The sequence below is a fragment of the Myxococcus llanfairpwllgwyngyllgogerychwyrndrobwllllantysiliogogogochensis genome (assembly GCF_006636215.1).
GTDB lineage: Bacteria > Myxococcota > Myxococcia > Myxococcales > Myxococcaceae > Myxococcus > Myxococcus llanfairpwllgwyngyllgogerychwyrndrobwllllantysiliogogogochensis.
On record NZ_VIFM01000292.1, the window covers coordinates 1 to 13,505 of the forward strand.

Consider the following 13,505-nt stretch of genomic DNA (forward strand, 5'->3'; position numbering starts at 1 on the left):
GCGGAAGGCTGGGCGCCGACCTGAGGGGGCGCGGGGCGCGACGGTGCCGACGGCTGCGCGGCCTTCGGGGAAGCGGGCGGCTCGGTCCTCGGGGCCGTGTGAGTGTTCACGGCCGACGCGGCGTCGGCGTGCGCGGGGCTCGAGGACGACTCCGGGCCCGTCACGGGAGCTGCTGTCGGCGCGGTGTCCACGGGCTCGGCCGGAGCGGCGTCCTGCTGCTGGGGCGCCACGGGCAGGGGCTCGGGCAGGCCGGCGCGCAGCCGGGCGATGGCGTCCTGAATCGGACCGAAGGCGGGGGTCTGGTCGGCGAAGCGCTCACGCGACAGGGTGGACAGTCGCTTGATGGCGAAGGCCAGCGCATCGAGGGACTCGGCGCTCACGCTGGCCTGGTCGATGGTGGGCAGCAGCCTGCCCAGGCGTTCCACGAACCAGCCGACGGCGTTGGCGCGCGCGCGCAGCCGCTTCACCTCTGGAAAGAGGTCGGGCCAGAAGCGCTCCGTCACCTCCGCGAGCAGGGCGGCGCCGGTGGCGGCGCCGTCCATGCCCCGGGTGACGTAGAGGCCGTAGGCCAGATACGCGGCGAGCCAGAGGTCCTTGGTCGTGCCCTTGAGCAGCTCGTCGGCGCCGCGAACGACTTCGTCCCAGCGCACGGCGTTGCTGGCGGGGGACTCCAGCTTCGCCACCTCGGCGGTGATGGCCTCGTAGGCGGGGTCGTGCTTCGCCTGCGTTCCGGCGGGCGCGGTGCCGGGCACGGGCTCGACCCAGGGACGGGCGCGCTCACGGAACTCTTCGAGGGTGGGAGGCATGGTGTGAGGCTTCGTGTGCCCTCAGCGCGACAAGGCGCGCAGGAGCTGGTCGAGGGTGGTGGTGGGGGAGTCGATGACCTGGCGCGCGGAGGCCGTCAGGCCCTTGCGCGCGTTGTCGATGGCGGCGGGACGTTCGGTGCGCAGCGGCCACACCTGGGCGCCAGGGCGGCCGGGCTGGGCGAGCGCGAGGAAGACGGAGGGCGACGCGGAGCCCAGGCTCAAGAGCAGCCGGGGCTTGTCTCCCTCGGACCAGAAGAAGGACGGCGGCTGGTGGGGCCAGCGCAACAGGCGCGAGGACAGCTCCAACCAGGCCACCGGGCCCACGCGCGCCGTCAAAGGGCAGTCCAGCACCACGCCCGCGGCGGACTGCTCGCGTCCGCGCTCACCGATGCACGCGGTGAGGAAGGTGTGCAGCGCGTAGTACTGCCCTCCGGCGGGCGAGCCCTCTGTCACGGGTCCCAGCAGGTCGGCGAGGTGGTGCTCCGAAAGGACGCTGTCGCGCAGGCGCTCCGCCACGCTGAAGTCACCCGGGCCCGGCACGGGCAGCGCCGTGGCGCGCTCGGTGAGTCGCGGCACGTCCAGCTCCGCCGCCGCGTGGGCCAGGGCCCCGGCCGCGCGAAGGAAGGGCTGGTAGGCCTCCGGTGTCAGCGCGAAGCGGAGCGCGGTGCTGGTCGAGGGCACCTCGGTGAACACGGCCAGCGGAAAGGCACGGCCCACGCTGTCCACGCTGGGCGCCATCAGCCCCACCAGCGCCTGCTTCTGGCCTGGGGCGGTGAAGACGAAGTGCGCGGGCTCCGAGGGCAGGTCCATCCGCGCCTTGCGCGCACGCTCCACGCCCGCCTCCATCCACCCGTAGAGGTGGAGGGCCAGCGGCGTGGAGGCGTTGAACCGGATGAACTCCGCCTGGCGTGGCGTCTTTCCCAGCAGGCCGATGCGAGGAGGTTGCTGCACCGCCATCAGGGGGCTCCGCCCGCGGCCACGGCCTCCGGCTCGCAGCCCTTGCCGTTGAGCGCGATGCCCATCGGGACCTTCATGCCGGAGTCCCGGAAGATGCCCATCAGCTTGGACGTGTTGCCCGCCAGCCCGAAGAAGGGGTTGGTCGTGCGCTCCGGCCGGAAGTCGATGGAGACCTGCGCGCCATTCATCTCCTCGATTTCCCACGTCGCGGTGAAGTAGCGCCCGTCCGGGCTGGGTTCGATCTTCTTCACGCGCTCGAGCAGGCGGAACAGGCCCCAGTCACCCTCGGCCTCCAGCGTGGACTCCGTGGCGCCATCCACGCTCTGCACGAGGATGCGCGCGCCGAGCTTGCCGGCCTGGCCGGGCCAGATCATCGGCTTCCACAGGGTATCGGGACCGTTGCGGTACACCTCGTCCGTGCCGTCGAGCGTGAAGACGATGGACGAAATCTGCGACGCGGCGCCATCCATGGAGACGCCGGGACGGATGCGCACCTGGAAGCGCACCAGCGGGTCCACCATGCCCACTGACTCGCCGCCCGGGAACAGGGTCGCCGCCAGGGCCTGCGTCTTCTCCAGGAAGGTGAGCAGCTCCGGCCGGTAGTTCCCGCTGGCGGACGAGGTGAAGTCCCACTTGCGGCCCGTGGGGACGAGCTGCTCGCTGAGCTGCTCCTTGATGAACTTGCGCAGCTGTCCGTTGTCGGGCCGCAGGAACTCCGCGACTTCGGGCAGCGGTGCATCCTTCTGCGAGCTGGCCGTGAACGGATACATGTCCTTGAAGGCCCGGTTGAACGGCACGGCCACCTGTTCGCACCACAGCTTGCTCTTCTGCTGGGCCTGGCCCTGGGTGAGGACCTGGAGGGTGTCCTTGAAGGGCGGCATCAGCAGTTGATGGAAGATGGCGATGTTGTCCGTCTGCTTGCGGATGAGCATCTCCACGTAGCTGCGCGCGGCGTTGCTCTTCTTGGCCAGCTCCGCGCCTTCTCCTGGCTTGTCCTTCGCCGCCAGCATCGCCGAGTGGACGGTGACGAGCTGCTCCTCGTACTCGACGAGCGCCGTCAGCGTCTCCTCGCCGTCGTCCGTCTTGTAGCGCTCCGTGGCGAACCGGATGATGGAGGCAAACTCGCGCGCCACGTCCCGGGGAAGAATCTCCTCTTCGCCGGAGGGCGCGAGCGGGTTGAGCTTCTCCCGGTTCTTCTCGGTGACGGCGTCGTCACCGGAGCCGAAGATTTTCTGCACGGACGCCGTCAGCTTGTTCGTGCTCGTGGCTTCGACCTTGGGGGGGCGTCGCTCAAGCTGGACGTTGTTGACGATGGAGTTGAACAGCCGGCTGTACGGCTTGGGGGTGCCGCGCGTCAGGTTGGTGAGCAGGTCATCCAACTGGACGTCGTCCTTGGGCTCGACCACCTTGATGGCGTTCAGGAAGTCCTTCCACTCCTGGATGTAGGCGGAGAGGTAGTTTGAGTGCAGTACGCGCCGCAACCCCTCCACGTCGCTGCCGACGTCCCGGTCCAGCACCCACGCATCCTGGTCAGAGAACGACTGTTCGAGCTGCTGCTTCACCTCGTTCTCGTAGGCGTTGCGGGTGAAGGCGCCGCGCACCACCATGTTGGCGCTGAACTGCGGCACCGAGCCCATCAATTGCTCCAGCGTGACGTCTCCGTACTGCGCGCGCGTGGTCTCCACGATGCGCGCCAGCTCCAACTTCTCCAGGGGCACCCGGATGAGCGCGCGTCGGGCGCCCACGATGAGGGCGTGCTCCCGAGGGAAGGCGATGCGCTCTTCGCGCGCGGGCTTCTGCTCGTCGGGGAGGGCCTGCTCGGCGCCCAGCATCTTGATGAAGGTGGTGGCGTGGGTGGCGACCGTCCCCTCATCCAGCGCGCTGCCGCGCACGCGCCCCCAGTGCTCGACGATTTGTTGCACGAGCCACCGGCGCTGCGTCTCGTCCAGCTCCGGCTCCTTGGGGTCCCGGGGCGTCGTCACCAACAGGTACATCTTCAGGTCGTCGACGTACTGCTTGAACTCGGACGAGCGCCGCGCGTGCTCCTTGGGGTCCCGGAGCGTGAGCATGTCCGGGCTGCGGGCGAAGCCCTCCAGGCGCTGCTGGATGAGCTCGAACTGCTTGCCCAGCAGCACCCGCCGCAAGGCGGTGTTGTAGAACTCGCGCGCCTGCGGCAGCAGCTTGTGGCCCTGATAGAGGCCGAAGCGCATCCACACCGGAGCGCCTTCTTCCTCGTGCCGTGTCAGCTCCTCCAGGCGCTTGCTGAGCGGTAGCAGGTCCTCGACCCGGCGCACGTCGTCGCGCGGGTCCAGGTTCACGTCGGTGATGGCCTTGGTCACCGCCTCCGCCAGGAAGCGGTTCTGGAAATAGGAGAGGGTGGGCATGGACAACAGCAGCGCCGTGGCCGCCATCGCCGCGCCCGCCAGCACCATGCTCTGCCGGCGCACCCTCGCTTCCTCCAGCGAGCTGCGCACCGCCACCTGCTGGTCCTGGAACATCACCTTCGTGAAGACGTCCCAGAGGAAGTAGCTGCGGCCCTCGGCGGATGCGCCATCCGTCTGCGGCCGCCCGTTGGTCGTGCCGAACATCTCGCCCGCGGACGGGGACACCTTGTCCACCGCGCGCACGTCCTGCGTGCCGCTGTTGAAGTACAGGCCGCGGAAGACGGGCGTGTCCTGGAACACGTTCTCCAGGAAGAGCGGCTGGAGGAACTCGGCCAGGTTCTTCCGGAGCGCGTCGAAGCGCTGCGGAAAACCGTAGATGTTCTCGCGCGTCTCCAGCCGGCGCTCCTGGCCCAGCCGGCGCAGCGAACGCTGCTCCAGCACGGAGAGCATCTCGTCGAAGCGCTCGCGGAACAGGTCCGTGCTGGCGTCCTTCTGGTGCTCCAGCGGCACGGTGAAGCCCCAGACCTGTCCGCGCTCCACGCGGGACAAGTCGGAGAACATCTCCACGAAGCCCGGCAGCAAATCGCACTTGGTGACCATCACGTAGACGGGCACCAGCATCTTCAGCCGGCCGGTGATTTCGTCCAGGCGCTCGCGGATGGTCTGCCCCATCTCGCCCACGGCCTGCGGGTCCGCCGTCATCAGCTCGCTGACGCTGATGGCGACGATGAGTCCGTTGATGGGGCGGCTGGGGCGGTGCTTCACCACCGTGTCCAGGAAGGCCATCCACTCCGGACGGTCCTCCTCGGCGCTGGTGTAGCGGCCCGCCGTGTCGAGGATGACGGCCTCGTTGGTGAGCCACCAGTCGCAGTTGCGAGTGCCACCCACGCCGCGCACGCCACCGCGCGCGGACAGGTAGGGGAACTTCAGGCCGGAGTTGCGCAGCGCGGTGCTCTTGCCCGCGCCCGGAGGGCCGACGATGAGATACCAGGGCAGCACCGCCAGCGCGTCCTTGCCGCCGCGCGCCAGCTTGGACGCCTTGAGCGCGCCCACCGCCTTGGTGAACTCGTCCTGCATCGCCTTGATTTCGGGCTGCAGGTCCGGCCGCACCGTGGCGGCCTGCTCCTCACCTTGGGCCGCGAGCGCGCCCTCCAGCTTCTTGGCGGCGCGGCGCGCGCGGATGCGTTTGACGACCCACACCACGCCCATGGCCAAGAGGCCCGCGAGCGCGGCGACGATGGCGGCCTGGGGCGGGCTGAGCTCCAGGTAGGTCATCAGCGCGAACATGGGCGCGCCGATGCCCAGCAGCGGTAGCAGGTAGGCCATCATTGCGTGCCTCCCGGGTTGGCGCCCGCTTGCGGCGGAGCCAGCGTGCCGGCGACGTTCTTGGCGGCGTGCAGCTCGATGCGGCCCTTGAGCTCGTCCACCTTGTCCTTCAGGAAGAACTGCAGCACGCCGTAGAAGAGCACCGCCACCGCCAGCGAGCCCGCGGACAGGGCCAGCATGGGGGTCTTGCGGCGCTTGGAGAGCAGCGAGTCGGTGGGACGGTCACCGTGGGGTGACAGCACGTCGAAGTCGAACGGACGGGCGCGCTCCAGGTCCTTCTTCACCGTGTCGATGAGCGTCATCAGCTCCAGCTCGCCGCCGCGGATGCGGTAGCGCCCCTGGAAGCCGAAGAGCATGCACAGGTAGTAGACCTGGAGGACCTCGGCGCGGTGAGGGTCCTTGCGCACCAGGTCCAGCCTGGCGAAGAAGCCGTCGCCCGCGATGTTCTCGTTGAAGTAGTGCAGCTGCAGCGGGTTGGTCATCCAGAACTGCCGGTACTCCTCCGGCCGGCTGAGGACGACCTCGTCGATGAGCGCCACCATGGCGTAGGCCATGTCCTGGGCGTCCTGGTGGCTGAAGCCGAGCACGGCGGCGCGCCGCAAGAGCTCGTCCACCACTCCGCGCAGGCGGTGATAGAGCGTCTCGGGCGGAGGAATGGCCGCCGCCTCCGAGCCGCGCAGGTGGATGGCGGCGTCGAAACAGTCCTTCGTGGCTTCCGTCACTCGGTCCATGGGAATCCCTGCGCGTCAGCGATTGGCGGTGGGGACCGCGAGCAGCTCCACGGTCGTTCGGGCCGCGTCGAACGGCTGTGGCAGATAGAGCGCGAGGTTGTGGTCCCTCATCACGTTCTTCCAGTAGCCGTCATTCATCGAGAGGCTGAAGTACACGGTGCCCGGCTGCACCGGGACTTCCGGCGGCGGGCGGTACGTGACGGCCAGCGGCACCCCGGGCGCGGCGGCGCGGACGAGGCCCGGGATGTCATCCCAGCAGGCCACCTTGGTGAGCTTGGGGAACTGCTCGGCGACGACGCGCTCGGGCAAATCGCTCCTCACCGCCAGCAGGAAGGCGCCGCAGCGCTCCAGCCGCTCGTCCTCCAGCTTCCCCCGGAACATGCCGTCCGAGCCCGCGGAGAGGTCCACCGTCAGGCACTGCTCCAGCGCCACCGAGCGCATCAGCTCCGACAGGCGGCGGAACAGCTCCTCGAACGTCGCCCTCAGGTTCGTGAACTGGAAGGACGGCAGCGTCGTGGGGTCCGCGCTGGAGGAGAAGGTGCACAGCTGGCCGGCGCACTGCACCAGCGTGAGGTACAAATCCCGGGGCCGCAGGTTGCCCGCGTCCAGCGCGTGCTGGAGGAAGGGGATGGTGCCGTTGAGGGCGTTGAGCTCCAGGAAGAGCGTCACGTCGCCCGCGGTGAACTCCAGCGCGGACGCATCCCGGTGCCGGCGGCGCGAGGCGAGCTGGCGCTGCTTGGAGACCATCAGCCGCAAGAGCGTGCGCAGCTCGCCCATGACGTAGGGCGCCGCGTCGATGCGAAGGCAGGGCGGGACGTAGGCGTCCACCACGGCCAGGCTGCCGGACTTGTCCCGCGTCAGCTCGAACAGCTTGATGGCCTCGAAGTCGTCGCGCGGCTCGGTGCCGAACAAGAGCCGCACGTTGCGCTGGCCGAAGCCCACCTGGGAGATGGACGTGGACGCCGTCAGGTCGCTGATGGGCCGCGTGACGGGCGTGTAACGCGGGCTTCCGCCGATGCGCTCCCCGCTGCCGTAGCTCTCCACGCCGCTGCGCTCGCGCGGCACGCCCAGGTACACGTCCAGGGTGCGCTGCGCGGGAGGGAAGTAGCCCTCGGCGGGGCGCGCGGAGGGGGCCTCGGCGTCTCCTGACTCGAAGGACACCGTCAACCCGTCTGGCAGCACGCCGACGAAGTTCGACAACTGCACCTGGCCGGCGCGCAGCGCCTCCTGGTCCAGCTCCATGGCCACCACGCCCCACGGATAGGGTTCCAGGGCCCCCAGCCGGTTCTCCAAGAGCTGCTCGTGATAGAGGTCTTGTTGCTGGAGGTGGTGGGGGCTCATGAACATGCCCTCGGACCACACGACGCGCTGCGCGGACTTCATGCGCCTCTCCGGGGCGACTCTTGGTCGCCGGATTCGGGGTTGTTGTGTCGCTCCGGCGCCACGCTGAGGGGCCGGAACATCAAGTCGATCTGATAGCCCTGGAGCCGGTAGCGGAAGACTTCATCGTCCTCCTGCGGTGGCCCCTGGTCTCCGGCGGGACGCTCCACGCAGCGCGACTCCTGCACCACGGGCAAGGTCGCCACCGCGCGCCAGGAGTAACCCAGTGGCTGTCGGAACAGGCCCATGGCGAGCACGAAGCGCGCCTTCGGGTCCCGCTGTATCCAGCGCTTCTCCTGCGTACCGGGCGCCACCACCACCTCGGCCACCTGCAGCAGGTCATCCTTCAGCAGCACCTCGGGCTTGCCCCACAAGTCTCGGAAGCCCGCGCGCTCCAGCTTCACGCTGTCCTTGAGCTGGACGATCTGCACCACGGTGGGCAACGAGCGGCCCTTGGAGTCCGGGTTGAGCTGCTCGGCCGCGTCCACCACCACCTGGAACGGTGGCGGTGTCTCACAGGAGAAGGGCACGCGCTTCGCGCAGCCCGCTCCCACGCTCATGCCCAGCGCCTGCGCGGCGACCACACCCCACCGAAGGCACCGGCCGGCCACCCCCGCCGCACCGGCGCCAGTGTGTCCTAGCGCCAAATTCACATTCCTTTTTGAGGGCCCGGCCCCGTCGTCGGTTCCGTGCGAAGCGTAAAGTGCCAGACACAGTGGACCTGTTTCAAGCCACCCCCCCCCCGGGGTCTGCCTGGACCGGCCTAGTTTTCGGAGATCTTGGAGCCCTTGATGATGACGTCGCCGCTGCCGGTGACTTCAATCTTCGCGCCCTTGATGACGACGTCCCCGTTCTTCTTCACCTGCAACGTGGCGGAGCCGACCTTGAGGGTGAACTGCTCCTCGGCGACCAGGGCGATTTCCTTGGCGGACAGGACGTAGGCGTCCTTGGTGACGTGATTGGATTTGCCACCGACGCTGACCATGAGGTCCTTGTCCACCTTCAGCGTCCGGGACTTGCCAATCTCTTCCGACAGGTCCCCGCCCACCTGCGTGGAGCGGGCGCCCTTGACGGACTCGGACTTCTTCGCGCCAACGACTTCCACCTTGGCGCCGCCCACCTGCTCGGATTTGACGCCGCCCACCAGCTCGTTGAAGGCGGCGCCCACGCTGATGGCGAGCGCTCCGCCCACGGTGAGCATCTTCCCCAGGCCCACCGTCTCCGCCGACGCCAGGCTGACCGACAGACTCTGGCTGCTGCTGACGCCAATGGACTGGTCACCCTTGACGGACTCGGTGTGATTGCCCGCCACCGTGGTGGAGCGGTTTCCGGTGACGGCCAGGGACTGGTTGCCGCTGATGGTGCTGTCGTCGTCCTTCTTCACCTCGAGGGACTGGTTGCCCTCGATGACGCGGGCGCGGTCCTTCTTCACCAGCAACGTCTCGTTGCCGCGGACCTCCTGCGTCTTGTCGTTCTCCACGACGACGTTGAAGTCCTTCTGCGCGTGCAGATACACGAGCTCCGAGCCCGCCGCGTCCTCGAAGCGCAGCTCGTTGGAGCCGTCACCGCCAGGGCTGGAGCTGGAGCGCAGGGTGCTCTGAGTCTTGCTGCCGGGCAGGTCGATGGGCGGCGGATTCTGCCCGTTGTAGACGCTGCCGGTGACGAGCGGGCGGTCCGGGTCTCCTTCCAGGAACTCCACCACCACTTCGTGGCCGATGCGCGGCAGGTACAGCGCGCCCCAGCCCGGACCCGCCCAGGCCTGGCTGACGCGAATCCAGCAGGAGCTCTTGTCGTTGGCCTTGCCCTCGCGGTCCCAGTGGAACTGGACCTTGATGCGGCCATGCTCGTCGGTGTGGATCTCCTCGCCCGCGGGGCCCACGACGCGCGCGGTCTGCGCGCCGGGGATGACGGGGCGGGGCGTCACGCGAGACGGCCGGAAGGGCACGTCCGCGGGCTGGCAGAGGAACTCGTTGCGGTAGCCCTCGCGCGAGCGCAGCGTGGACTGGTCGATGCTCACCGCCTCCGACTGGTGGCCGGTGTGTCGCACGGAGATGGGCAGGTACTTGCGGTTGACGGCGGTGTCGGGGTGCTCGGCCAACTCGAAGACGTGGCCGGGACAGATTCGGCGGCTGTAGCTGGCGCCCGTCACCGTCTGGGTGCGCGCGCGCAATTCCTCCAGGCGCACCTGGGCCAGGTTGCGGCCGGGGCCCGGCTCCTCGTAGCGGCCGGGATAGTCGTAGATCTCCAGCGCCGTCTCGCCGTCGTCCGCCTCCGCCTCCGCGCCCAGCATCTGGGCCGGCCGCAGGAAGTTGTAGTCGCGCAGCGCGACGACGCCGGGCTGGACCTCGGTGCGCGCCACCAGCTCGTGCACGTACTCCTGCGAGGCGATCATGTGCGAGCGCTCGCGGAAGACGAGCTTGGACTCACCCTGCATGGAGGGATTGGCCGACGAGCCGTCTCCCAGGACCATCATGTGTGAGCTCTCGGCGTGCTCGAAGAAGTAGAAGATGCCTTCCTCCTCGAGGAGCCGCGAGACGAAGTCCAGGTCCGACTCGCGGTACTGCACGCAGTAGTCGCGCACCGGGTAGGTTCCAGTGAGGGCCAGGCGGTGTTCGACCTTGGCCTCGTCCAGGACCTTGTGGACGATCTGCGGAACGGTTAGCTCCTGGAAGATGCGGCTCTTGCGGCGGTGGCGCAGCGTCCACAGGCGCGGCACGACGGTGACGCGGTAGCGACGGCGCTCGGGGCCGCTGCCTTCGTCCCAGCGGGTCATCCGCGCGACGACGCCCTGGAAGAAGCGGGCGGTGCCGTCTCCGAGCATCACCGTCAGCCGCGCGTCCTTGCCCAGCAGCAGCTTCTCCTCCACCTCGAGGTCGGGCCGGACGGCGAGGGCGACTTCGACGGTGTAGGGCTGGGAGAGCGTCTCCTCGGCCTCGAAGCCGAGCACCGCCAGCTCCGCGGCCGTGAACGAACCTGCCTCGAATTCGAACTCGGCCTGGTTCGCGAGCAACGCGGCGTTCGCGATCATCAGAGTGCCCCCGGCGCCAGACCCCGCGCGAGCCGCGGGGAGGTGAGTGATGCGCCAGCATGCCACGAATTGACCGGGCGGGAATCCCTGGTCTGAGATTTCAGTGACAGCGTTGTCTCGGCCCTCGCGCGCCGGGCGACCCGATGGGTGCGGGCTGGCCAGAGGAGGGGGGCATCTGGTGTAGAGTGAACGCGGGGGGCCGGCTTGAAACGTGGGACGGCTCCGGGTTACCCACACGCCATTCATCCGGGAGAATCATGAGACGAAGCAGGCTGCTGCGAGGCGTGCTCGCGTTTGCGTTCGCGCTGGCGTCCGCGAGCGCCGGGGCCCAGGACGACGTGCCCCCCGTCCCCAATGCGTCGCCCCTGAGGGGGTTCGACCTGGAGCGGCTGGAGCTGAATCCTGGCGCGGAAGGCGCGCTGCTCGTGGGCCTGGGTGAGCTGCTTCCAGCGGGTGACTTCCGAGCCACGGTCGCGATGCAGTACGCCCACGAGCCGCTGGTGTACATGAACACCGGGAAGAAGCTCGCCGTCGTGGGCAGCCGCGCGACGGCGCACCTGGCCGCGGCCTATGCGCCCTTGAGCTGGTTGCAGGTGGGGTTGCAGGTGCCGCTGGTCGCGTTTCAGGGTGGCAACAGCACCGGGTTGGCGGGTGCGGGCATCCCGGAGCCGCGTGCGCAGACGCTCTCCACGCCGTCACTGAGCGGTCGGGTGGGACTCCTGACGCAGGAGTCGTCGGGCGTGCTGGACCTCGCGGCGGAGCTGGGGGTGGGTGTTCCCCTGGGCAGCGCGGAGGGGTTTTCGCGGGATGACGGCTCGGTGCGGCTGTCGCCCCGGCTGATGCTGGGGCGGCACTTCGGGCGCATCCGCGCGGGCTTGGAGGTCGGCTACGTCCAGCGGGAGAAGATGCTGCTGACCGAGCGCGTGGGCGACCTGGAGGACGAGGTGGGGCACGAGGTGCGCGTGGGCGCGGCGCTCTCCACGACGGGCAAGCGGCTGCGCTGGGAGCTGAACGTGCGCGCGATGCTGCCCCTGACGGACCAGCCCGGCGCGGTGGAGCTCCTGCCGGGGGCGCGCTACCTGGCGAGTCCGTCGCTGGAGCTCTTCGCCCTGGCCGGCATGGGCGTGGGCTCGGCCCCGGGGACGCCGCTGTTCCGGCTGATGGTGGGCGGTGCGTTCGGCAAGGTGGTGCCGACGCGCGGGCCCGGTGAGTCATCGGTGCGCTGCGAACCGGGGTTGGTGAAGACGCTGACGGACCCCATCCAGGAGTGCCCCGGCTCCGACGAGGACGGGGATGGAATCATCAACAGCGTGGACCGCTGTCCGCTGGTGGCCGGAGACGCGGCGCGCGGAGGCTGCTCGGCGAAGGACTCGGATGGAGACGGCATCGAGGACACGCTCGACGAGTGCCCGGACCTGAACGGCCCTCCCGCGCGCAATGGCTGCCCCATGGATGACAAGGACAAGGACGAGGTCGAGGACAGCAAGGACCGATGCCCGGAGCATGCGGGGCCGGCGGACAACGAGGGCTGCCCGGTGGTCGACTTCGACAAGGACGGCATCGTGAACGACAACGACGAGTGTCCCAACGAGCCGGGGCCGCCGGAGCGCAAGGGCTGCCCGGAGATGGACTCGGACAAGGATGGCGTGCCCAACAGGTTGGACAGCTGCGTGAAGGACGTGGGCGCGGCGAACAACCTGGGCTGCCCCGCGAACGTGCCGCCGCTGGTGGAGATCAAGCCGGGCCACCTGGAGCTGTTCGAGCGGATCTACTTCGAGGCCTCGGGCGTGGTCATCCAGAGCCGCTCGCTCGAGCAGCTCAACTGGGTGGCGCGCATCGTGAAGGAGCACCCGGAGCTGCCCATGGTGGTGGTGGGTGGGCACACGGACCTTCGCTCGCCCCTGGATGCCAGCCGGCGCCTGTCGCAGGCCCGCGCGGATGCGGTGCGCCAGTACCTCATCAGTAAGGGGGCTCCGGCGGACCGGTTGATGGCCGTGGGCTTCGGGAAGACCAAGCCGAAGGTGTTCCCCGAAAACACGTATCAGGACCGCGAAGAGAACCGTCGCATCGAGTTCAAGTTCATCGACCCACAGGAGTCGCGAGGAGCGCTCCCCGCCGATGGGGCCGCGAAGCCAGGAGACGTGCGCCAATGAGGACGCTGCTGATGCGAGCGCTGTTGTGGGGCGTGCTGTTGCTGTGCGGCACCGCGAGCGCGGAACGGGACCGGTTCGGGCTGGGGGGAGGAGGCACGGCGAGGGTCTTCTCCCCGGCGGGCTCTTCGCACAAGATCAACAGTCATACGAAGCTCAACGCCAATGCCAACGCGGGGACGGACACGCTGGTGCTGCTCGGGGCGCTCCCGGAGCTCGCCACCACCAACCTGGTGATGGTCATCCAGACCACCGGGTTGAGCCCCGCGCCCGCGCCAGGCACGAGCACTCCGGTGGACTTGTCGGCCGGTGCGACGCCCACCGTGGGACATTGGGAGTTCGCGCAGATCAAGACCGGGGGCCCCACGTCGACTTCGCTGACGCTCACCGCGCCCCTGGTGCACAGCTACAAGAGCGCGGGCGCGCAGGTGGTCACTGTGCCTCGCTACGGAGCGGTCACCGTCAACTCGACCGTCACCGTCACTGCGGACAAGTGGAACGGGAGCTCGGGCGGCGTGCTGGCGTTCCTGGCCAATGGCCCGCTCATCAACAACGGAACGATTCAAGCAACAGGGCTCGGCCTTCAGGGCGCCACCTTCGCCGGTGATGCGAACGGCGGTTGCGCGGGCTCGGACCTGGGCAATACGGGACGCCGGGGCGAGGACGTGGTTCCCGCACCGGGGGACTCGCGCGACAACTCCACGAATGGTGGAGGCGGGGGCTCCTGTCGCGGAGGCGGAGGC

General features: G+C 69.1%; 8 protein-coding genes and 1 pseudogene. 2 read left to right on the forward strand and 7 right to left on the reverse strand.

Annotated elements, in window-relative coordinates; all coding sequences use genetic code 11:
* The 7 genes from FJV41_RS41785 to FJV41_RS41815 all read right to left on the reverse strand — a co-directional run.
* Positions 1-806: type VI secretion system ImpA family N-terminal domain-containing protein (locus tag FJV41_RS41785; RefSeq protein ID WP_246137753.1), on the reverse strand; the 806-nt coding region annotated here is incomplete at its 3' end.
* Between the two features lie 21 nt (positions 807-827).
* The gene (gene tagF / locus FJV41_RS41790) at positions 828-1,763 is read right to left on the reverse strand and encodes a type VI secretion system-associated protein TagF (protein ID WP_141648212.1); all 936 of its coding nucleotides are present in this window, start codon (positions 1,761-1,763) and stop codon (positions 828-830) included.
* Entirely contained in the window at positions 1,763-5,476 is a 3,714-nt protein-coding gene (tssM, locus tag FJV41_RS41795; protein WP_141648213.1) for a type VI secretion system membrane subunit TssM, read from the reverse strand. Before tssM ends, tagF begins: the two co-directional genes overlap by 1 nt.
* Positions 5,473-6,204 (reverse strand): DotU family type IV/VI secretion system protein, encoded by a 732-nt coding sequence (locus FJV41_RS41800; protein WP_141648214.1) that lies wholly within the window; start codon positions 6,202-6,204, stop codon positions 5,473-5,475. The genes tssM and FJV41_RS41800 overlap by 4 nt, the downstream gene beginning before the upstream one ends.
* A 15-nt stretch (positions 6,205-6,219) precedes the next feature.
* Positions 6,220-7,587: a type VI secretion system baseplate subunit TssK gene (tssK, locus tag FJV41_RS41805; RefSeq protein ID WP_141648215.1), complete on the reverse strand. Its 1,368-nt coding sequence runs from the start codon at positions 7,585-7,587 to the stop codon at positions 6,220-6,222.
* On the reverse strand, positions 7,584-8,144 hold the full coding sequence (gene tssJ, locus FJV41_RS41810; protein WP_141648216.1) for a type VI secretion system lipoprotein TssJ: 561 nt from the start codon (positions 8,142-8,144) through the stop codon (positions 7,584-7,586). The genes tssK and tssJ overlap by 4 nt, the downstream gene beginning before the upstream one ends.
* A gap of 203 nt (positions 8,145-8,347) precedes the next feature.
* On the reverse strand, positions 8,348-10,612 hold the full coding sequence (locus FJV41_RS41815) for a type VI secretion system Vgr family protein (protein ID WP_141648217.1): 2,265 nt from the start codon (positions 10,610-10,612) through the stop codon (positions 8,348-8,350).
* Positions 10,613-10,869: 257 nt separating this feature from the next.
* On the opposite strand from FJV41_RS41815, the gene FJV41_RS41820 reads away from it, so the two are divergent.
* Together FJV41_RS41820 and FJV41_RS41825 are read left to right on the forward strand one after the other, a co-directional pair.
* Positions 10,870-12,765, forward strand: a complete 1,896-nt coding sequence (locus FJV41_RS41820) for an OmpA family protein (protein WP_141648218.1) — start codon at positions 10,870-10,872, stop codon at positions 12,763-12,765.
* Positions 12,762-13,505, forward strand: a pseudogene (locus FJV41_RS41825) (hypothetical protein); the annotation flags it as partial. The gene FJV41_RS41820 and the pseudogene FJV41_RS41825, both read left to right, overlap by 4 nt.